The 20,389-nt window shown below is 64.8% G+C and carries 16 protein-coding genes and 1 pseudogene; 4 read left to right on the top strand and 13 right to left on the bottom strand.

The features are described from left to right. The 8 genes and pseudogenes from ACTHN9_RS03080 to ACTHN9_RS03045 form a co-directional block, all read right to left on the bottom strand. Positions 1-222: pseudogene (locus tag ACTHN9_RS03080) on the bottom strand (hypothetical protein); the annotation flags it as partial. Continuing rightward, positions 215-1,546: a CpaF family protein gene (locus ACTHN9_RS03075; RefSeq protein ID WP_440535283.1), complete on the bottom strand. Its 1,332-nt coding sequence runs from the start codon at positions 1,544-1,546 to the stop codon at positions 215-217. The gene ACTHN9_RS03075 and the pseudogene ACTHN9_RS03080, both read right to left, overlap by 8 nt. 3 nt (positions 1,547-1,549) lie before the next feature. After that, a complete protein-coding gene (locus ACTHN9_RS03070; protein WP_440535282.1) occupies positions 1,550-2,830 on the bottom strand; it encodes a fimbrial protein in 1,281 nt (426 codons plus the stop codon). 48 nt (positions 2,831-2,878) lie between these two features. Next, entirely contained in the window at positions 2,879-4,372 is a 1,494-nt protein-coding gene (locus ACTHN9_RS03065) for a type II and III secretion system protein family protein (RefSeq protein ID WP_440535281.1), read from the bottom strand. Between the two features lie 137 nt (positions 4,373-4,509). Further along, positions 4,510-5,442, bottom strand: coding sequence for a Flp pilus assembly protein CpaB (gene cpaB, locus ACTHN9_RS03060; protein WP_440535280.1), 933 nt, complete (start codon positions 5,440-5,442; stop codon positions 4,510-4,512). A gap of 97 nt (positions 5,443-5,539) precedes the next feature. Next, entirely contained in the window at positions 5,540-5,986 is a 447-nt protein-coding gene (locus tag ACTHN9_RS03055) for a TadE/TadG family type IV pilus assembly protein (RefSeq protein WP_440535284.1), read from the bottom strand. A 23-nt stretch (positions 5,987-6,009) separates the two neighbouring features. Further along, positions 6,010-6,519: a prepilin peptidase gene (locus ACTHN9_RS03050; protein WP_440535279.1), complete on the bottom strand. Its 510-nt coding sequence runs from the start codon at positions 6,517-6,519 to the stop codon at positions 6,010-6,012. A 123-nt stretch (positions 6,520-6,642) separates the two neighbouring features. Beyond that, entirely contained in the window at positions 6,643-6,810 is a 168-nt protein-coding gene (locus tag ACTHN9_RS03045; protein WP_440535278.1) for a Flp family type IVb pilin, read from the bottom strand. Positions 6,811-7,426: 616 nt separating this feature from the next. Here ACTHN9_RS03045 and ACTHN9_RS03040 point away from each other — a divergent pair. The 4 genes from ACTHN9_RS03040 to ACTHN9_RS03025 all read left to right on the top strand — a co-directional run bounded on the left by ACTHN9_RS03040 (position 7,427) and on the right by ACTHN9_RS03025 (position 12,465). Beyond that, on the top strand, positions 7,427-8,716 hold the full coding sequence (locus ACTHN9_RS03040) for a collagen-like triple helix repeat-containing protein (protein WP_440535277.1): 1,290 nt from the start codon (positions 7,427-7,429) through the stop codon (positions 8,714-8,716). 37 nt (positions 8,717-8,753) lie between these two features. Continuing rightward, complete coding sequence (locus tag ACTHN9_RS03035; RefSeq protein WP_440535276.1) at positions 8,754-9,938, top strand: collagen-like triple helix repeat-containing protein; 1,185 nt, start codon at positions 8,754-8,756, stop codon at positions 9,936-9,938. Positions 9,939-10,085: 147 nt separating this feature from the next. Further along, complete coding sequence (locus ACTHN9_RS03030) at positions 10,086-11,774, top strand: ShlB/FhaC/HecB family hemolysin secretion/activation protein (RefSeq protein WP_440535275.1); 1,689 nt, start codon at positions 10,086-10,088, stop codon at positions 11,772-11,774. Positions 11,775-11,955: 181 nt separating this feature from the next. After that, positions 11,956-12,465 (top strand): DUF2147 domain-containing protein, encoded by a 510-nt coding sequence (locus ACTHN9_RS03025; protein WP_440535274.1) that lies wholly within the window; start codon positions 11,956-11,958, stop codon positions 12,463-12,465. 176 nt (positions 12,466-12,641) lie between these two features. Here ACTHN9_RS03025 and ACTHN9_RS03020 read toward each other — a convergent pair whose 3' ends face one another. The 5 genes from ACTHN9_RS03020 to ACTHN9_RS03000 form a co-directional block, all read right to left on the bottom strand. Next, complete coding sequence (locus ACTHN9_RS03020; RefSeq protein WP_440535273.1) at positions 12,642-13,049, bottom strand: transposase; 408 nt, start codon at positions 13,047-13,049, stop codon at positions 12,642-12,644. A 142-nt stretch (positions 13,050-13,191) separates the two neighbouring features. Next, complete coding sequence (gene zapE, locus ACTHN9_RS03015) at positions 13,192-14,289, bottom strand: cell division protein ZapE (RefSeq protein WP_440535272.1); 1,098 nt, start codon at positions 14,287-14,289, stop codon at positions 13,192-13,194. 164 nt (positions 14,290-14,453) lie between these two features. Further along, a complete protein-coding gene (gene lpdA / locus ACTHN9_RS03010; RefSeq protein ID WP_440535271.1) occupies positions 14,454-15,884 on the bottom strand; it encodes a dihydrolipoyl dehydrogenase in 1,431 nt (476 codons plus the stop codon). A gap of 101 nt (positions 15,885-15,985) precedes the next feature. Beyond that, positions 15,986-17,248 (bottom strand): 2-oxoglutarate dehydrogenase complex dihydrolipoyllysine-residue succinyltransferase, encoded by a 1,263-nt coding sequence (gene odhB, locus ACTHN9_RS03005; protein ID WP_440535270.1) that lies wholly within the window; start codon positions 17,246-17,248, stop codon positions 15,986-15,988. A gap of 130 nt (positions 17,249-17,378) precedes the next feature. Beyond that, the gene (locus ACTHN9_RS03000; RefSeq protein WP_440535269.1) at positions 17,379-20,240 is read right to left on the bottom strand and encodes a 2-oxoglutarate dehydrogenase E1 component; all 2,862 of its coding nucleotides are present in this window, start codon (positions 20,238-20,240) and stop codon (positions 17,379-17,381) included. Positions 20,241-20,389 lie beyond the last annotated feature (149 nt).

Genomic DNA, 20,389 nt, shown 5'->3' with positions numbered 1-20,389 from the left:
CGAACCGAGCGCGCCTGAAGCGAAGGCTCCCGCGGCAAGCGTCGATGTCCCGCCATCCTCACGAGCGCGGGTACCGGCCGCGCGAGCCTCGGCCACGCGCCGCGCGACGAAGCGTTGCGCGCCGGTGCGCCGCTGCGCATGCACCGCGCGCTGCCACAGCAGCACCGCGATGCCGACGCACAGCAACGCCAACGCGGCCACGAGCGCACTGCCCCTAGACACGGAATCCCCCATGCGAGAAGCCGTCGTCGAAGTTCGCGCCGAGCATGCTCCTGAACCGCGCGAGCTTCGGCGAATGCGGATGAATGCCAAGCGAAGTCCAGCGGTCGACTTCCTCGCCGTCCGCCGCGATCGACGGTTCATAGCGATAAAGCTCTTGCGTCGCGATGATCGTGTCGGACAATCCCGTCACTTCCGTGATCGACAAAATGCGCCTTCGCCCGTTCGAGAGGCGCCCGATTTGCACGATGAAGTCGATGGCGTTCGCGATTTGGCGGCGCAGGCTCGACTCGGTGCCTTGAAATCCCGCGAAGCCCGCGAGCATTTCGAGCCGGTACAAACATTCGCGCGGGGAACTCGCGTGAACCGTCCCCATCGAGCCGTCGTGCCCGGTGTTCATCGCTTGCAACATCTCCAACACTTCTCCACCCCGCACTTCGCCCACGATGATCCGATCGGGCCGCATCCTGAGCGTGTTGCGCAGCAAATCGCGGATCGTCACGCGCCCCGAGCCGTCGAACCCACCGGGCCGGCTCTCGAGCCGCACGACATGAGGATGGTTCAGCGAAAGCTCGGCCGTGTCCTCGATCGTGACGACCCGCTCCGGTTCGGGGATGTGAAAGGCGAGCGCATTGAGCAACGATGTCTTGCCCGAACTCGTGCCGCCCGAGACGAGCACGTTGCAGCGTGCCGCCACGGCCGCCTCCAGCAGCGCGCCGATCTCGGCATCGTAGGTCCCGTTCGCGAGCAAATCGGAGGGGCGCAGCGGATCCTTGCGAAACTTGCGGATCGACACGACGGGCCCGTCGATCGACAGCGGCTCGATGACGACGTTGACGCGTCCGCCGTCGGGCAAGCGCGCATCGACCATCGGGTTCGATTCGTCCAAGCGCCGGCCGATCGGCGCCAAGATGCGCCGCACGATGCGCAACAGGTGGGCGTTGTCTGCGAAGCGCACGGGCATCTTCGTCAAGATGCCGTGCCGCGAGACATACACATCGCGGTAGCCATTGACGAGGATGTCTTCCACGGCCGGATCGCCGAGCAAATCCTCGATCGGCCCGAACCCGGCCAACTCCTTCGTCAGCGCCTCGGCGATGAGCCGCACCTCGCTTTCGTTGATCGGGATGCGGCGCAGGCGCACGAAACTGTCCATCTCGAGATCGACGAACTGATTGATCGCCGCGCGCGACCAACGGCCGAATTCCGCGCCGAGTTCTTCGATGCGCGTGAGCAAGTGCTCGTGCGCCGCATTCTTGATGTCTTGGAACTGCTGGGTATGCGCGAACGAGGAGGCATCGTCGGCAAATTCGATTTCGTTTGCCATCGTCTAGGGTCGCTTCGGTGAAAGATGAATGAATCGCTTGAATGCTTGGAGCGGCGCATAAAGCCCCTGTGGTCCCAGCGTCCCTTGCGCGGCGCGCGCGGCCGTCTGTCCGTTCGCGCCAGCGCCTTCGCCCGCAGGGGCGAGACGCTGCGCGAGCGCATCGATCGCGCGCACGTAGGGATCGCGCTCGTTCGTCTGCGCCAGCAGCTTGCCTTGATTCGCCGCTTGGGCGAGCGGCACGCGCCGCGACGGCAGCGTGGCGACAAGCGGCAGCGCGAGGCGCGCTGCGATTTGCTCCGCCGTCAAGCCGAGTCTCGCGTCGTACTTCGTCACGACGATGCCGATCCGGCCCGTATCGAGATCGAACGCAGCAAGCTCGCGCAATAGATCGACAGCCGATACGACCGATGCGATCGCCGGATCGCACACGAGCCAGACCTCGTCGGCCGCCTGGGCCACTTGTGCGACGAACTCGTGGTTCGAAAAGCCGCCGAGGTCGACGATTTGCTGGTCGAAGAACGCACGCAAGCGCGCGAGCAAGGCAACGGACGAGGCGTACGACACGCTGCGCAGCGTCGAAAGGTCGGGCGAGAGCGTTGTCAGCGCCAGCCCGCTCGCGTGGCGCGCCAGCGCGGTATGGACGAAGGTTTCGTCGAAGCGGCGCAAGTTCCGAACCGCTTCGGCGAAGTCGAACTCGCTGCGCGTGTCGAGGTAGAGCATGCTATCTCCGGCGGGCAACCCGAGATCGACGAGCGCCGCCTGCCGCGCGCGCTTTTGCAAAGCGACGCCCAAATGCGCCGCGAAGGTCGACACCCCGACGCCAACGCGCGCGCCGAGCAGCACGGTGAGCCGCCCGTGGCGCGCCGCCGAGCGCGCGACGTTCTCGAGCGCTTCTCGCGCGATTCGAGTGGCCTCGGGCAGCGCGGCGGCCACGTCGATGAAATCGCGCACGCCGGCACGCAATGCGGCAATCGCGCCTTCGGGTTCCGCCAATTTGCCGACGGCCACGATAGGCAGATGCGGCGCAACGGCCCGCGCCGTATTCACGGCGCGCGTCGCGAGATCGTTTAGGTCTCCTGAGAAATCGACGAACACGATAGACGGCCGCAATGCCGCGATGCGCTGCGACAGAGCCGCCGCATCGTAGGTCGTCGGCTCGAGCACGCCCGTTTGCGCGAGCGCGTCGGCCAGCCAACGGACGTTGTTCGGATCGCCAGACGCGAACACGAAGTGCTCGACGCTCGCGCGCTCCGTTTCAATCGAGGTTTGCGCTCTTGCGTTCATCCTGCTCTCCTCGGTTAGCGCCGCGCGCAGCTCGCACGTTTGCCGGCGTCATCGCGAAAATCCGGGCCCGGCATCGCTCGACAGCGCGCCGCCCAAGTACGATCGCCATACCGGTGCGTCGCGCTGCTCGGCTTGCTCGCCGGGCATCGCGGGTAGCGCAGCGTCCTTCGCGAGCGGCGACACAAGATGCGGCGTCACGACGATCACGAGTTCCTTGTCGTTGTGCTGATAGTTCAGTTGTTTGAAGAAGGCGCCGATGATCGGCAGATCGCCGAGCAGCGGCACCTTGCTCACGTTCGACATCGTTTCGCGATCGATGAGGCCGCCGATGACGAAGCTTTCGCCGTCGCCGAGTTCGACGGTCGTATCGGTTCGCCGCGTGGTGATGGCCGGCACCGAGACGCCATTGATCGTCACGGCGTTCTGAAAATCGAGCTGGCTGGCCTCGGGCGCCACCTTCAGCGCGATGCGGCTTGGGCTGAGCACCGTCGGCGTGAGCGTGAGCCCGACGCCATACGGTTTGTATTCGATCGACGTCGTGCCGAGGGCCTGCGGAACCGGCACGGGAATCTCGCCGCCGGCGAGAAAACTCGCGCTTTGGCCCGACAGCGCGACGAGCGTCGGTTCGGCCAGCACGCGCGCGAGATTGTTGCTTTCCATGAGGCTCAAATCGGCGAACAGGCCGCGCCCGGCGGAACTGAGCACGAGATTGAACGCCGAGGCGATCGGCGTATTGCCCGTCACTTGAAAATTCGACGTCCCGCCTCCCGAGACCGAGTTCAAGCCCGAAGGAGCAAACGTGCCGAACGAAAATCCGTTCGTTTGCTTGAACAGATTCAAGCCGGCCTGTTTGAGCACGGTGCGGCTGAACTCCACCACGCGCACGTCGACTTGCACGACACTGCGCGTCGCCACCGTCGTTTCGTCGACGATCATGCTGTCGTCGCTGCTCGCACGCGCGCGGCCGTTGTTGGCAGGCGAGCCTGCCGCAAGCCGATCGTCTTGTCGCTCGCTCGAGCGCGCACCGCCGTGCGCCGCGAGCCGCGCCAGGTCCCATCCGCGTTGATGGGTTTCCGCCGTGGGCGTCTTGCCCGAGACGACGACATCGCCGCCGAACGTCTGGACCTGCGGCGTCGTACCGTTCGCCAGTGTCGCTTGCGCGCCCGGCTCGACCACGAGCGCAAGCGTTTGCGGTTCGGCGCGGCCTTGTTCCCATAAAAGCAGGTTCGTCTTGCCCGGCGCCTTGCCGATCACGAGCGCCCCCGCGCGCCCATCGCCATCGCGAATCACGAGCACGTCCGCCACGCTAGGGTCGCCGAGCGCGACGCGCACGAGTCGCGCAGCGGGAGCGATTCGACGCTGCTCGCCAACAGCGATGGTGAGCGCGGACGGCGCCTGCGACCGAGCCGTGCCCGCTCGATCGTGGTCGCGCGCTCCCGCCGCACGGGCCGCACTCGCCAGCCCGCCTAGCACGAGTGCAAGGCAACATAGCCCGACTCGCGCCGTCGCGCACCCTCTCACTATCGCCGCCACTTTCGCCATGTTTTAAATGGCCCTAGCCATGGGCCCATATTTGGAGTGTGTTATCGACCTCGTACCCTGCGTTCGTATCGGTGTCGATGCGGCCGATAGGAACGATCCATGCAACGCCGCGTCGCGCTCGCGGCAGTGAGCCTGCCTCAATCGCTCAGCATTTGCGCATGTCCTGCGCGGATCACCTCGATGCCCGGTCCGGCATCAGTTCGACCGAAATGCCTACGCGCAACCGCTACCGCGGGCGCAGACCCGAGACCGCCCGCCAGTTCGCTGAGCGAGATCCCCGCGGCAGCCTGCATCGAAGCCGTGTTCGCTTTGGCGTCGGCGCTTCGCGCGCTGGCTTGGAGCGTGCCGGATGGCGCGGTGCGAGCAGCAGGTTCGATTGCGTCTTCGTCGCGCGGATTGCGCAGCGCCAATAAGACGTGTCCCGCGCTATCGGCAAGCGCGAGGCGGTCGACGTCGGCCGTCGGCACGGCCAACACGGCCGTGCGCGCGAGCGCGCCGAACTGCGACGGATTGCCGGCGCCCGACGCAGTCCCTCCGAATGCGAGCACGCGAACACGCGAGAGCAGCAAGCGCGTCTGAGAGCGGGCGACTTCGGCGTTGGGTCCGACGCCCACGGCATCGCGCTTGAGCGTGAAAAAGACGTCGACGAAGTTGCCGGGCCGCACACGGTTGCCGACCGCGCTGGCCTCGTCGACGCGGATCGCCACCGCACGCTCGCCCGGCGCGACTTGCTCGGCGAATCCCGACGACAGTTGCGCCTCCACCACCGGCACGTTCGCGCCGATGTCCGAGAGCGGCACACGCCGCGCGAGCAACGAGGGATCGGCGAACGCTCCGCTCGGACGCACGGGCAGCATGACGACGCGCACATCGTCGTTCGCGATAGCAACACCGGCCGGCAGCACGTGCGTGGCGACGACGATCGGATACGCGGTTTGCGCGGCGAGCGCCTTCGGCGTCGGCGTCGACGCAACGGGTCGCCGAGCCAGCGTCCAGGCGTAGAACGCGAGCATCGCCGCCAGCGCGATTAACGCGATGGCCACGATCTTCGTTACGTTCAGATGTCTCATGCTTTTATCCTCGCAAGCCGTGAACGACGACGCGTTTGCACCACCACGACGTCGCCGTCGCGGACATGGCATCGCTCGGCGCACCGCTCGCCGCGTCTCACAGCAAGTTCTCCGGATCGAGCTGCACCGTCGCGACACTCGACAACGTTTGCGGCAACGCGAGACTCAAAAGCGGCAAAGTCGGCACGAGCGGATGATCGGCGTAGTCGTAGGTGAGCGTCACTTGAACGCAGGCCATGGTGCTGTCGTAGCTGCAGCTTTGCGCTTGCGCGGCGCACTGCGCGTAAGCGCTCAACCACCCGGTGGTTTGGTGCGCCACGTTGCACGCGTTGCTGCTGCGCGCAGCCAAGGCGCCTGCCACGCTCTCTGCGCCTCGGTACACCAGCGCCGCACGCGCGCCCTCCTCGGCCGCCAGCGTGAGACTTTGCTGAGCGACGAACACCACGCTATAGGTCACGATGCCGTACAACACCAGGAACAACAGCGGAAACACGAGCGCGAATTCGACGGCTGCACTGCCGAGATCGCGCGCCGATGCGCGCATACGAGACGCACGCGCGAGGCACTTCAATGCACGGCTCCTTGCAGCGATCGCCCGAGCGCATGCAGCAAGGCGGCGCCGACGAGCAGTGCCGCATACGGCGCCGCACGCCGCTGTCCGATGGCAAATGCCGGTCGTCCGGCGCGCCATGGCGACCAACCCAGGCCACCCGTCGAACTCACGCGATCGAACACGAGCAGGGCGAGCGCATGCAACGCCGACGCCAGCGTCGCCACCATCCATATGCCGAGCAAGGCGGACGCACCGCACCACGCGCCGAGCACTGCAAACACTTTCACGTCGGCAGCGCCCATCACGCCGAGCAAGAAGAACGGCAACATGGCCGCGAACCCGATCGACGCACCGATCGCTGCCTGTCGCGGCGCCACGCCGAACGGCGCCGCATGCAGCGCGGCACACGCGAGCGCCGCGCAAGCGCCCGCCGCCACGAGTGCATTAGCGACCCGGCGGTCGCGGCAGTCGCACCACGCCACGAGAACGGCCCATGCGGTAAAGACAACGCTTCCGAACAGCATGCGTATATCGAATTGTCCAAAAATGACCGAGTCGATCCATGCCGATTGCAACGCAATCAGCAGATTCGGCGATGCTTAATGACCGTTAAATCGACGACTTAATATTTCGTTACAAATCCGCAATCAAGTCTTGATCGCGGCGGCAACCGTGGTGAACACCGTTTGAATACTCGTTCCGACGGAGCCGACCACCGTTGCGATAGCGGCTGCGATGAGCCCGGCGATCAGGGCATATTCGATGGCGGTCACGCCGCGATCTTCGATCAGTAAGCGCTTGACGAGCTTGTGCATGGATGTTCCTCGTAAAATCGACGAACGTCGCGCGGGATGAGCTTGCCGGCATGCAACGAAGGCCGAGGCACGCTACGTTGCCCGACCGGATGGACGACTCGATATCGCTTCGCTGAAGTGCCGTTCGCCCGCAATACGACTCTGGCAGTGCGTTTTAGTGATGACCTGCTAAGAATGAATCGATAGCGTTCTCCTGTGCCGATCGGCTTTGTTTTTATCTTATAGCCGACGCGAGTTTTCCTATGCATTTTCGGTACAGGCCGACTCTACCCTCATCAACGGCGCTCTGTGATCGCTTCCGCCTTAGGGCTTACGATAGGTTTAGATTAGGTCTACTAATTTTTAGGCGGCGTCGTCCAATTGCGCGTTACGGCCGCATCGGTAACAACCAAGTCGTGTCGTTACGTTACATCCGTCCTCGGGCGCGTTTTGTCGCGAGCGCGCTCGGCCATCGGTCCATAGCTGCCGCGTGACGCTCGAATCGGCGAAGGCCTTGCTCCGCCGGCAAGGACATGGCTCACCCTCGCTTTTAGAGTCGATTTCACGCTGAGTTGGCATACCCATTGCAGTGCTTGCGCCCGCAACCAACCGATAAACCCAAATGCGAGGCGTGGCAATGAACACAAACAAACGAGACGGGGTACTGCGCAACACGTGGCTGGCCGCGAGCGTGGCAGCGATGCTTTCGCTGACCGCTTGCGGCGGATCGGGGACGCTGAGCCAAGGGCTCGGTTCCGGCTCCGCCAACGGAACGGGCGGCGCGATTGCCTCGGGCAGTAGCGGCGGCTCGGGCGCCGGCGGCAGCACGGGGACGGGGAGCGGGACGTCCGGAGCAGGCAGCGGCGGCAGCGCGGGTACAGGCGGTAGCGGGAGCAACGGCGCGCCGACGGCCAATGCGATCGGCCAGGCGCTCGGTAGCGGCGGCGACGTCGTCAGCGCGACGGGGTCTGCCGTCTCGAGCGTGGGCACCGCCATCGAGGGGCAAACGCTGCCGGGTACGAATCCGCAAACGACGCAAGCGCTCGGCGGCGTCGTACAAGATGTCGGCGCCGCAGTCTCGACGCTCGGCGCGGGCGTCTCCCAGGGTCTCGGACAGCTCGGTGCGACCGGCAACCCGGTGGGAACGACGCTCGCCAGCGCGGGGCCTGCTGTCAGCCAGATCGGCAACGCCGTCACCAGCGGGGGCACGCTCGTCGCTAGCCTCGGTGCGGGCGGCCCCCTCTCGCCGCTCGCGCCCGTCACCACGCCGATCGGCGGCGCACTCGGCACGCTCGGCGGCGCGATCTCCGGCGCGGGCTCCACGCTCGGCAGCACACTCGCCAGCGGCGCTGTGCAACAGATCACGCAGCCGCTCAGCACCGCGATCACGCCGATCACGTCCGTACTCTCATCGACGACGCAGACCGTGGGCACATCGAGCGGGCTCGGCCCGCAGCTCGCCGGCCTACTCGGCACGGTCGGCGGCGGGCTGCGCCATGCAGGCAGCACGGTCGCCTCCACAGGCGGCAACCCCGTCACGAGCGGAATCGGCGGTGTCCTGACCGCGAGCGGCAACGCCGTCGCATCGGCCGGCGGCCTAGTCACGGGCGCGAGCCCCGGCAATCCGCTCGCGCCGCTGTCGAGTGCCCTCACAGGGCTCGCAAGCCCTGCCGCCGGCCTGGGCGGCGGTTCGACGGGTAGCCCGCTCGCGCCCGTCACCGGCCTCGTCTCGACGGTCGCGGGTGGGGCCGGCGCGGGCAGCGGCACGGCGTCGGGCGGCAGCAACCCGCTCGCACCGATCACGGGCCTGCTTGCGACGGTCACGGGCACGCTCGGCGCAGGCAGCAGCGGCACGCCTAGTTCGAACCCGCTCGGCGGCCTTTCGTCGCTCGGAGCCGGCCTCGCGGGAGCAATCCCCAAGAAGTAAGCCCACGGACAAACGCACAGACCACGAGGAGCACATCATGTCGAAGAAACAACAACGAATGATCATCGAAGCCGCGCGCACCAGCCCGACGACCCTGCGCGCACCGCTGACCGCCTTCGCCGTCGCGTACCTGCTCTCCGCCTGCGGCGGCAGCGAGCTGACGGTACCGCCCGCCGCCGCCGCGGGCGGTACCGTGACGCCGACCCCTTCCCCCAACCCGACGCCCACGACCAACGCGACCTCCGGTGCCGTGACGACGCTAGGCTCGACGGCGAGAGATCTCGGCGGCACGATCTCGTCGACGACGGTGCCCGGCGTGGACCCTGCCGTCACGCAAGGCGTCGGCGGTACCGTCTCGGCGACAGGCGACGTGCTCGACGCGGCCGCGAATGCGCTGAGCAGCGGGCTGGGCCAGACCGGTTCCACGGCGAATCCGGTCGGCACAACGGCCGCGGGCCTCGGTTCGACGGTCGGCGCGACGAGCGGCGTCGTCGCCGGCGCCGCGGCGACGGTGCGCGCGCTCGGCAGCGGGCCGCTCGCCCCACTCGCGCCCGTGACGACGCCGCTCGCCGGTGCGCTCGACACGGCTGCCAACGGCGTCAGCGCCGGCGGCCAGGTCCTCGCGACGACGCTCGCATCGTCCGCCGTGCAACAAGTCACGCAGCCGCTCAGTTCGGCCGTCACGCCGCTCGTCGTGACGCTCGGCCAGCAAACGCAGAACATCGGCACGACAACCGGTCTCGGCCCGAGCGCATCGGGGCTGCTCGGCCAAGTAGGCGGCGCGGTGCAAAGCGCCGGCGCGCAAGTGGCGGGCGCCTCGTCCAATCCGCTCGCGGCCGACGTCGGCCATCTCGTGGAAAGTCTCGGCAACACGGTGACGAATGCCGGCGGCCTAGTGAACCCGAACGGCCCCAACGGGGCGGCGCCGATTCCAGGCCTGATCACGAGCCTAGTCGGCAGTTCCACGATGACGGTGCAAGGCGGTCCGCCGTCGAGCGGCGCGGGCGCAGGCGGCCCGCTCTCGTCGCTGACCGGCGCACTGGGCACGAATGGCGCCGTGCCCAACCCGCTGTCCTCGCTGACGGGCGCATTGAGCGGCACGTCGAGCAGCCCCGGTAGCGCAGGTAGCGCCGGCGGGGCGGGCGCTTCCGCCGGTTCGCCGACGAGCGCCCTGACCTCGCTCCTCGGCGGCGGCCTGCCCCTGGTCGGCAAGCTGCCCTAAGCCGTCGTAAGCCGCAGGATCGCACGCGGGCCGTTCGCGCGGCTCGCGTGCGCAGCGTCATCGCGCGCGATCGCAAGATCGGCGACGCATACGAAAACGAGGCGCGCCGCTCAGGGCTGCCCAATCAAGGCCGACGAGGACAACATAATGATTAGGATACCGAACCAATGGTTCTGGCTAGCCGTGGCTGCGGCAACGGCCACACCGGCACTCGCGCAGACGAGACCGCCGGCGAATGGCAATCCGCTCGACGCGCTCCCTCGAATCGAAGCGCCCAAGGGCGCGCCGCCGGTGCGCGTCCACATCGAACCGCAAGCCGAACAATTGCAACGGCTGCTCGATACGCACCTCACCCCCAGCAAGATCGAGATCGACGGTGTCAAGGCCATCCCGTTCGCCGACGTCGCAAGCCATTTCTCCGCCTTCGTCGGCAAAGACATGACGATCGGCCAGCTCGTCGCGGCGGCGAACGACGTGACACGGCTTTACCAGGCGCGCGGCTACGCGCTTTCGTTCGCCTTCGTGCCGGCGCAAACCTTCGCAGGCGGGCTCGTGCACATCACCGTCGTGGAGGGCTACGTGTCGAGTGTCAACATCGAGGGCAACCCGGGGCACATCGAAGGGAAGATCCGCGCGATCGCCAACCGCATCCGCGGCGAACGCCCGCTCAAACGCGCCACGTTCGAGCGCTATGTCAACGCGCTCGGTCTGCTGCCGGGGGTCAAGATCGCAGCGACCGTGCAGCCGCCGAAGACGACCGACGGGGCGACCTCGATCGACCTCGCTGTCACGCGCAAACCGTTCAACGTGGCCACGGGGATCGACTTTCATCATCCGGGCGTGCAAGGGCTCGTCACGGTGACGGAGAACGGCCTGGCCTCGCTCGGCGAAGATCTCAGCGTGTCGACGCTCTTCCCGAAGGGCCGCGACAATCAAACCTACTTCGCCGCCAACGGCGCGTTGCCGATCGGCAGCGACGGGCTCGTCGGCAAGGTCAACGCCTCGCACTATCGCGGCCATCCCGTCGACAACCCGGGACTGCCGTCCTATGTGAAGCGAACGGTGGTTGCCGACAAGCTCGGCTTCTCGGCAACCTACCCGCTTTATCTCAGCAACGCGCGCACGGTGCTGGGAACGCTCTCGGCGTACGCTTCGCACGACGAAAACAACTATCGGAATACGCTGACGGATGCCTCGATCTCGTTGCGCTCGCAAGTGCGCGTCGCGCAGATCCAGCTCGATTACGCCGACACGCACCCTGGGCAAACGCGCCGCGCGAGCCTGACCGTCGCGAAGGCTTTCGATCTACTCGGTGCATCGAAGGCCGGCGAGACGAACGTGCCGGGGGCCGTCGAAACCAACCCCGCCTCGCTGACGTTCGTGCGCACCGGGGCGAGCTTTGCGCAAACGAACGATTGGCCGTTCAAGATCGGCACGGCGATCGCGTTGACCGCGCAGTACAGCGCGGATTCGCTGCCCACGTCCGAGCAGATCGCCTTCGGCGCGCAACGTTTCGCGCTCGGTTACGAGCCCGGGGAAGCATCGGGCGACTCGGGCTTCGGCGCGTCGTTCGAAATCAACCGACCGATCGCCGTCGCCGCCCGCTACCTGCATACGTTCACGCCCTACGTCGCATTCGATACGGCGCGCGTCTATCTCCGGACAGGAACGGCCGCACCCAACAAACTCGCCTCGGTGGCGCTCGGATTGCGCGTCACCGACGAACAGCACTACAGCCTCGATCTGTCGATCGCCAAGGCCGTGGGCGACGCGCCGATCGAAAGTCCTTCGCGCAGCCCAAGGCTCAATGCAACGTTTTCGTATCAGCTTGACTGAATCGCGGCAGCGTGTTCGACGGCACGTTGCCGAACCTATCCGACCCGCTCCGATTAGAGGGTCCACTATCAATCGAGCGCTTTGTTTCGCGCGTATCCTGCGAGGATTCATAGAAGACGCAACGCGAAGCGATTCGCCGCTGCGCATCGAACGACAGCCGATAGATCAACAGGAGGAAGACATGACGCACTTCTCGCATCAAGCCAAATCGACGGCATGGAATGCCATCAAACGCGCCACGGTAGCGGGTGCGCTGCTGGCCGCCACGGCCGCCGCATTCGCACAAGGCACCGATACGCCCGTCGGCGTATGGCAAACGATCGACGACAGCACGCATCAACCGAAAGCGCTCGTCCAAATCGCGCAGCGCGACGACGGCACACTAAGCGGCAAGGTGATCAAAGGCCTCAATCCGAACGACAAACCCGGCAAACTGTGCACGGCCTGTACCGACGAGCGAAAGGATCAACCGATCCTCGGCATGACGATCATCAAGGACATGAAGCAGGACGGCGACAAGTGGGACGGCGGCAACATCCTCGATCCCGAGAACGGGAAGGTCTACAAGTGCAACATGCACCTCGAGGACGGCGGTCAGAAGCTCGTCGTACGCGGCTTTATCGGCATTTCGCTGCTCGGCCGCTCGCAAACGTGGATCCGTCAGGATTCGGCGGCACAAGCGAAAAACTAGCGCGCTCGATCGGCCGCGCGACACAAGCCGGCCGACCTTGCGCATCGGCTAAACGCACCTTAGCCAACCAAAGCCAACCAAAGCCAACCTGAGCCGGCCGCATAAACGGCCGGCGACCGCAGGTACGAACGATAGGCAGCCGCAAGGAACCGTTGCCGGCGCCGCTAGGCCATTCGCTATGCCGCCCGACGTAGCGAAGCAATATGGGTCAGCTTCGGCAAATTGGTGTCGAACGCCGGCGAGGGCGGCATGCCCCGCTTAGCCGAGCGCTTGTCGCGCATACGCAGTCTAATGGCATCGCACAGTGCCTCTCCCGCCTCGCCGTACAGCCGCGCCAATACGCGCGGGAGAACGCCCGTCGAATACCACGCGGTGAAACGCCGATGGCAGGTTTGATACGGGGGATAGCGTCGCGGCATCGACGCCCATGCGGCGTCGCTGTAGATGACCCATAGCACACCGTTGAGCACGGCACGCGTATCGGTCAAGGGACGCCCCCGCACTCGTCCACGCCGACCGAGTTCGGGAAAGAGCGGCACGATGCGCGCCCATTGTGCGTCCGTGATGTCCTTAAATGGCCTCATCCGCACCTCCTTCTCAAAACGAGGAAGAGGCACGATATGCTGCGAAGCGCGCGCTGCCTATCAGAATAGTCTGAAACTTCGGCGCGAGGCGCGAAACAGGACTAACGCTTGCTCGAACGCATGCCAGCCGTACGCTAATGCGCTAAGTCAACGACGTATCGACGATTCTGCGCGGCGTTTCCAGATACTCCTTCGATTGCATTTCGACTAGACGCGAAACCGTGCGGCTAAATTCGTTGGCCATCGGCCCCTCGACATACAGCGCTTCGGCGCGAACCGCCGCGGACATCAACAGCTTCACCTTGTGGTCGTAAAAAACATCGACGAGCCACGTGAAGCGGCGTGCCTCCGACGCCATGCGCGGCGACATTTGCGGCACGTCCGAGAGAATCACGGTATGAAAGCGCGTCGCCAGTTCGAGGTAGTCGTTTTGCGAACGCGGCCCGCCGCACAGCGTCGCGAAATCGAACCATACGACGCCATCCGCGCGGCGCAGCGCCTTCAATTCGCGCTTCTCGATATGCAGGATCGGGCTTTCGTCGGGCACCGCGGCCAGTTGCGCATAGGCGCCGCGCAGCGCGCGATCGGCCTGTGCGCCGAGCGGCGTGTGATAGACGCTGACCTGCGCGAGCGTACGCTGCCGATAATCGACGCCGGCATCGACGTTCAAAACATCGAGCTTCGATTTGATGAGTTCGACGGCGGGCAACAGGCGATCGCGGTGCAAGCCGTCGGGATAAAGCGTATCGGGATCGTAATTGGACGTCATCACGAATTGCACGCCGTTCGTGAAGAGCCGGTCGAGCAGCCGATAGAGAATCATGGCGTCCGCGATGTCGGAGACATGGAACTCGTCGAAGCAAATAAGGCGATAGCGTTTCGCCATACGCCGTGCAAGCTCGTCGAGCGGATCCGCCTGGCCCTTCAGTTCCTCGAGCACGCGGTGCACTTCGCGCATGAATTCGTGGAAGTGGATGCGCGTCTTGCGCTGCACCGGCACCACGGCATAGAAGCTATCCATGAGGAAGCTCTTGCCGCGCCCCACCCCGCCCCACATATAGACGCCGCGCGGCAATTGCGGATGGACGATGAGCTTGCGCAGCGCCGACGAACGACGCGCCTTGTAGGCCACCCACTCCGTATAGCATTGCTGCAGACGATCGACCGCCGCTCGCTGCGCCGCGTCCGACGCATAGCCGCGCGTCTTGAGTTCGTGCTCGTAGTATTCGATGACGTTCATCGTGCAAATACAAAAAGACGAAGGCGGGAGAGCTATGCCCTACCCGCCTTCGTCGTGGCTCTTCGCTTGCCGGCCGACAGGCACACGCTAGCCCCGGCTGGCGCTACGCACCCTTCCCCCAACGGGGACACGGGCCGCGCTGGCCGCGGCCCGGCGCGAAAGCGTTACTTATTGAGCGCGCGTTTGTCGACGTCGAGCGCCGCTTCGCGCATCACTTCCGACAGCGACGGGTGCGGATGGCAGATGCGGCCGATGTCTTCCGACGCAGCCTTGAACTCCATCGCCACGACCGCTTCGGCGATCAGATCCGATGCATTCGCCGCGATGATGTGCACGCCGAGCAGCTCGTCCGTCTTCGCGTCGGCGATCATCTTGACGAAGCCGTCCGGCTTCGCGATCCCGAGCGCACGGCCGTTGATCGAGAACGGGAACTGCCCCTTCTTGATCTCGCGGCCTTCGGCCTTCAATTGCTGCTCCGTCTTGCCCACCCAAGCGATTTCCGGCTCGGTGTAGATCACCCACGGAATGCAGTTGTAATCGATGTGCGGCTTTTGACCGTCGATCACTTCGGCCACCAGCGAGCCTTCGTCCTCGGCCTTGTGCGCCAGCATCGGGCCACGCACGACGTCGCCGATCGCGTAGACGTTCGGCACGCTCGTGCGGCAGCGGTCGTCCACGTCGATGAAGCCACGCTCGTTCGCCTTCAGGCCGATCGATTCGAGACCCAGGTTATCCGTGTTCGGCACGCGGCCGACCGAGACGATCAGGCGATCGGCTTCGAGCGTCTGCGCGTTGCCGTCCTTGTCCTTGTAGGCGATCGTCACGCCGTCCTTCGACGTCTTCACTTCGCCGATGCTCACGCCAAGTTGAATGTCGAGGCCTTGCTTCTTGAAGAGCTTCGCGGCTTCTTTGGCGAGCGCTTCGTCTGCGGCGCCGAGGAAAGCGGGCAGCGCTTCGAGCACCGTGACTTCGGCACCCAAACGGCGCCACACCGAACCGAGTTCGAGGCCGATGACGCCTGCGCCGATGACGGCAAGCTTCTTCGGCACGGCGTCGAACGCGAGCGCGCCTTCGTTATCGGCCACGATCTTGTTGTCGACCGGCACGTTCGGCAGGTGACGCGCCTTCGAACCCGTCGCGATGATCACGTTCTTGGCCGTCACGACTTCCGTCGCGCCTTCGCCGCTCACCTCGATCTGCACGCCGCCGTCGTTCTTGCCGACGAACTTGCCGTGACCCTTGAGCCAGGTGATCTTGTTCTTCTTGAACAAGTATTCGATGCCGCCCGTCATCTTTTCGACGATACCGTCCTTGCGGGCCATCATCTTCGCGACATCCATCTTCACGTCGCCGACGGTGATGCCGTGGGCTTCGAGATGATGCGATGCGTTTTCGAACTCCTCCGACGACGCAAGCAGCGCCTTCGACGGAATGCAGCCGACATTCAGGCAGGTGCCGCCGAGCTTCAACGCGCCGGCCGGGTTCTTCCACTTTTCGATACACGCGACGGTCTTGCCGAGTTGCGCGGCACGCACGGCGGCGATGTAGCCGCCCGGGCCCGCGCCGATCACGACGACGTCAAATTCTTGAGACATGACAATCCTTTCGATTGCGCGGCGGGGCGCGCTAATTCGTGCGCCGCCGCGGTGTCAATTCATTGCGATTGAAGCGCTCGCACGAAAGGCGAGCGCGAGCATTACAGGTCGAGCAGCAGGCGCGCCGGATCTTCGAGCGCGTCCTTCATGGCGACGAGCGACAGCACGGCTTCGCGGCCGTCGATGATGCGGTGATCGTACGACAGCGCGAGATAGTTCATCGGGCGGATGACGATCTGGCCGTTTTCGACGACAGCGCGCTCCTTGGTGGCGTGCACGCCGAGGATGGCCGATTGCGGCGGGTTGATGATCGGGGTGGACAGCATCGAACCGAACACGCCGCCGTTCGAGATCGAGAACGTACCGCCCGTCATTTCTTCGATCGAGAGCTTGCCGTCCTTCGCCTTTTGGCCGAACTCGGCGATCTTCTTCTCGATGTCGGCCAACGACATTTGATCGGCGTTGCGCAGGATCGGCACCACGAGGCCGCGCGGCGAACCGACGGCGATACCAATGTCGAAGTAGCCGTGATAGACGATGTCGTTACCGTCGATCGAGGCGTTCACGAGCGGGAACTTCTTCAGCGCGTGGACGGCGGCCTTCACGAAGAACGACATGAAGCCGAGCTTGACGCCGTGCTCCTTCTCGAACTTGTCCTTGTACTTGTTGCGCAGATCCATGACCGGCGCCATGTTCACTTCGTTGAACGTCGTGAGGATGGCGTTCGTTTGCTGCGACTCGAGCAGACGCTCGGCGATACGCGCACGCAGACGCGACATCGGCACACGTTGCTCGGGGCGGTTTTGCAGCCAGGCTTCGCTTGACGCGGGCGCCTTGACGTCCGGCAGCGAAGGCTTCGCCGCCTTGGCGGCCGGCGCCGCAGCCGGGGCACGTGCGGCAGGCGCGCCTGCGCTCAGCACGTCGCCCTTCGTGATGCGGCCGTCGCGGCCCGTGCCCGGCACTTGGTCGGCCGAGAGGTTCTTCTCGGCCATCAGCTTGCCGGCAGCCGGCGAAGCGACCGCACCGGCGGATGCCGTGGCTGCCGTTGCAGCAGCGGCAGGCGCAGCGGCCGCCGCAGCCGGAGCGGCAGCGGCGGCGGGAGCTGCAACCGCACCGGCTTTGCCTTCCGTATCGATCTTCGCGAGCAATTGCTCGGATTCCACCGTCGCGCCGTCGGCGACGACGATCTCGGCCATCACGCCCGAATCGGGTGCCGGCACTTCGAGCACAACCTTGTCCGTTTCGATCTCGACGAGGATCTCGTCGCGCGTCACCGCTTCACCGGGCTTCTTCTTCCACTGAAGCAGCGTGCCTTCCGAAACCGACTCCGAAAACTGCGGAACCTTGACCTCAACAATAGCCATTTGATCTGTCCTGAACTCTTTAATCTGGTGTGGGAGGCGAACCGTACCTTGCGTCGCGATGCGCGTGTCTCGCGCCGGATGCGCCGCTTGGAAAGCGCATTCGCGCTTTCCCGGTTCGCCCTCAATCTAGTTATTTAGCGATCTGCGCGCTCTTGAGCCGGCCGAACGCGCCTTCGATCAGCGCCTTCTGTTGCTCGTAGTGCTTCGCGTAGTAGCCAACCGCGGGCGAGGCCGAAGCCGGGCGGCCGCTGTATGCCAGCTTCTGCCCTTCCTTCATGCCTTCCTTCAGGTGGTGTTCGACGTAGAACCACGGACCTTGGTTTTGCGGCTCGTCCTGCACCCACACCACTTCCGTCGCGTTGTCGTACTTCTTGATCTCCGCTTCGAACTGCTTGTGCGCGAACGGATAGAGCTGCTCGATCCGAACGATGGCAACATCGTTCGCCTTCGCTTCGCGACGGTGAGCGAGCAGATCGTAGTAGACGCGGCCCGAGCAGACGACGACACGCTTGACCTTCTTCGCATCGATCGTGCCGTCGACTTCGCCCAGCACCGGCTGGAACGAACCGTTGGCGAGTTCCGACAGGTCCGACACCGCTTCCTTGTGGCGCAACAACGACTTCGGCGTGAACACGATGAGCGGCTTGCGGAACAAGCGGATCATCTGGCGGCGCAGCAAATGGAAGATCTGCGCGGGCGTCGTGGGCTGCGCGACCTGCATGTTGTGCTCGGCGCACAGCTGCAAGAAGCGCTCGATGCGTGCCGACGAGTGCTCGGGGCCCTGGCCCTCGTAGCCGTGCGGCAGCAGCATCGTAAGACCGGAGACACGGCCCCACTTCACTTCGCCCGACGAGATGAACTGGTCGATCACGACTTGCGCGCCGTTGACGAAATCGCCGAACTGCGCTTCCCAAGCGACGAGCGTATTCGGCTCGGCCGTCGAGTAGCCGTATTCGAAGCCGAGCACGGCTTCTTCGGACAGCACGGAATCGATCACCGTGAACTTCGCCTGGCCATCGGCCACGTTTTGCAGCGGGATGTACGTGCCGTCGTTCCAGCGCTCGCGGTTCTGATCGTGCAGCACCGCATGACGGTGCGTGAACGTGCCGCGGCCCGAATCTTGGCCCGTCAGACGCACGGCGTAGCCCGATGCGACGAGCGAGGCGAATGCCAAGTGCTCGCCCATGCCCCAATCGAGCGGTGCCTCGCCACGGCCCATCGCACGGCGGTCGTTGACGACGCGCTCTACAAGCGGGTGAACCTTGAAGTTCTGCGGCACCGTCGTGATGCGCTCGGCCAAACGCTTCAGTTCGGCGAGCGGCACGGCCGTATCGGCTGCGTCGGTCCACTTGCGGTTCAGGAACGGCACCCAATCCACGGCGTACTTGCTCTTGTAGTTCGAGAGCACCGGATCGATCGTGTGGTGGCCTTCGTCCATCGCTTGACGGAACGCCTTGACGAAGTTCTCGCCGTCTTCGGCCGTGATCACGCCTTGCTGCACGAGCTTTTCGGCATACAGCGCACGCGTGCCCGGATGCTGGGCGATCTTCTTGTACATCAGCGGCTGCGTGACCGCCGGCGTGTCTTGCTCGTTGTGGCCGAGCTTACGGAAGCAGACGATGTCGAGCACGACATCCTTGTGGAACTGCATCCGGAAATCGATCGCGATTTGCGTGGCGAGCACGACGGCTTCGGGATCGTCGCCGTTCACGTGCAGCACCGGCGCTTCGATCATCTTGACGACGTCCGAGCAGTACAGCGTCGAGCGCGCATCGCGCGGATCTGACGTGGTGAAGCCGATCTGGTTGTTGATGACGATATGCAGTGTGCCGTGCGTGCCGTAGCCGCGCGTTTGCGCGAGGTTCAGCGTTTCCATCACGACGCCCTGGCCTGCGAAGGCGGCATCGCCGTGGATCTGCACGGGCAGCACTTGGAGGCCGTTATCGTCGCCGCGGCGATCCATCCGCGCCTTGGCCGAACCTTCGACCACCGGGTTGACGATTTCGAGGTGCGACGGGTTGAACGCGAGCGACAGGTGAACCGGGCCGCCTTCGGTCGAGACATCCGACGAAAAGCCCTTGTGGTACTTGACGTCGCCAGCCGGCAGATCGTCGACGTGCTTGCCTTCGAATTCGGCGAACAGGTCCGACGGCATCTTGCCGAGGGTGTTCACGAGCACGTTCAGGCGGCCGCGGTGGGCCATGCCGATGACGATTTCCTGCACGCCTTTCGCGCCGCCGTGACGGACGACTTCGTCCATCGAGGCGATGAAGCTTTCACCGCCTTCGAGCGAGAAGCGCTTCTGACCGACATACTTCGTATGCAGGTAGCGCTCGAGCCCTTCGGCTGCCGTCAAGCGATTCAGGATGTGCTTCTTCTTGTCTGCCGAGAAAGCCGGCGTGGCGCGGATCGATTCGAGCTTCTCTTGCCACCAGCGCTTCTGTTCCGGATCGCTGATGTACATGAATTCGGCGCCGATCGTGCCGCAATACGTATCGCGCAGCCCCTTGACGATATCGCGCAGCGAGGCTTGTTCGAACCCGAAATAGAGGTTGCTCGCGCTGAACGTCTGGTCCATATCGGCTTCGGTGAAGTCGTAGAACGCAGGTTCGAGTTCGGGAATGGCGGGACGCTCGCGGCGCTTCAGCGGATCGAGATTGGCCCATTGCGAGCCGAGGAATCGATAAGCGCTAATGAGCGATTGGACGTGGACTTGCTTTCGCGCGGTGGCGAGATTCCCGCCTGCTGCGGCCTCGCGCGGGATGAAGGCATTGGCCTTCGCGCGCTGGGCGAACGATTCGACGATGGGGCCATGAGCCACGTCGCTGGCCGCGCTGCCGTCCGAGGCAGGCACGTTTTGCAACGCATCGAAGTATTCGCGCCAGTTTTCGGGGACGGACGCCGGGTTATCTAGATATTGCTCGTACAGTTCTTCAACGTACGGAGCATTGCCGCCGAACAAATACGAGTTCAGCTGGAATTGCTTCATCATTTTTACGCTCACCTTTCTTCGAGCTTCTCGAGAAATAGCGGGTTACTCAACCTTCCGCGACACGGCCTGACCGTTTAGCGGATTGCGCGAATCAAGTCTTGCTTGGAAGGACCTAAAACTAGCAGCATCGCGCAGCATATCACAGAACG

It is taken from the genome of Trinickia sp. (assembly GCF_051953405.1).
Lineage (GTDB): Bacteria > Pseudomonadota > Gammaproteobacteria > Burkholderiales > Burkholderiaceae > Trinickia.
Note: the sequence above shows the minus strand (reverse complement) of the source record. Positions and strands in the feature narration are given on the sequence as shown.

What these genes read in the sequence shown, in the direction of transcription:
- ACTHN9_RS03040 (WP_440535277.1), top strand. Translation starts at nt 7,427, where the DNA reads ATGAACACAAACAAACGAGACGGGGTACTGCGCAACACGTGGCTGGCC.
- ACTHN9_RS03035 (WP_440535276.1), top strand. Translation starts at nt 8,754, where the DNA reads ATGTCGAAGAAACAACAACGAATGATCATCGAAGCCGCGCGCACCAGC.
- ACTHN9_RS03075 (WP_440535283.1), bottom strand. Translation starts at nt 1,546, where the DNA reads ATGGCAAACGAAATCGAATTTGCCGACGATGCCTCCTCGTTCGCGCAT.
- ACTHN9_RS03020 (WP_440535273.1), bottom strand. Translation starts at nt 13,049, where the DNA reads ATGAGGCCATTTAAGGACATCACGGACGCACAATGGGCGCGCATCGTG.
- ACTHN9_RS03050 (WP_440535279.1), bottom strand. Translation starts at nt 6,519, where the DNA reads ATGCTGTTCGGAAGCGTTGTCTTTACCGCATGGGCCGTTCTCGTGGCG.
- lpdA (WP_440535271.1), bottom strand. Translation starts at nt 15,884, where the DNA reads ATGTCTCAAGAATTTGACGTCGTCGTGATCGGCGCGGGCCCGGGCGGC.
- ACTHN9_RS03025 (WP_440535274.1), top strand. Translation starts at nt 11,956, where the DNA reads ATGACGCACTTCTCGCATCAAGCCAAATCGACGGCATGGAATGCCATC.
- zapE (WP_440535272.1), bottom strand. Translation starts at nt 14,289, where the DNA reads ATGAACGTCATCGAATACTACGAGCACGAACTCAAGACGCGCGGCTAT.
- ACTHN9_RS03070 (WP_440535282.1), bottom strand. Translation starts at nt 2,830, where the DNA reads ATGAACGCAAGAGCGCAAACCTCGATTGAAACGGAGCGCGCGAGCGTC.
- cpaB (WP_440535280.1), bottom strand. Translation starts at nt 5,442, where the DNA reads ATGAGACATCTGAACGTAACGAAGATCGTGGCCATCGCGTTAATCGCG.
- ACTHN9_RS03065 (WP_440535281.1), bottom strand. Translation starts at nt 4,372, where the DNA reads ATGGCGAAAGTGGCGGCGATAGTGAGAGGGTGCGCGACGGCGCGAGTC.
- ACTHN9_RS03000 (WP_440535269.1), bottom strand. Translation starts at nt 20,240, where the DNA reads ATGATGAAGCAATTCCAGCTGAACTCGTATTTGTTCGGCGGCAATGCT.
- ACTHN9_RS03030 (WP_440535275.1), top strand. Translation starts at nt 10,086, where the DNA reads ATGATTAGGATACCGAACCAATGGTTCTGGCTAGCCGTGGCTGCGGCA.
- ACTHN9_RS03045 (WP_440535278.1), bottom strand. Translation starts at nt 6,810, where the DNA reads ATGCACAAGCTCGTCAAGCGCTTACTGATCGAAGATCGCGGCGTGACC.
- odhB (WP_440535270.1), bottom strand. Translation starts at nt 17,248, where the DNA reads ATGGCTATTGTTGAGGTCAAGGTTCCGCAGTTTTCGGAGTCGGTTTCG.
- ACTHN9_RS03055 (WP_440535284.1), bottom strand. Translation starts at nt 5,986, where the DNA reads ATGCGCGCATCGGCGCGCGATCTCGGCAGTGCAGCCGTCGAATTCGCG.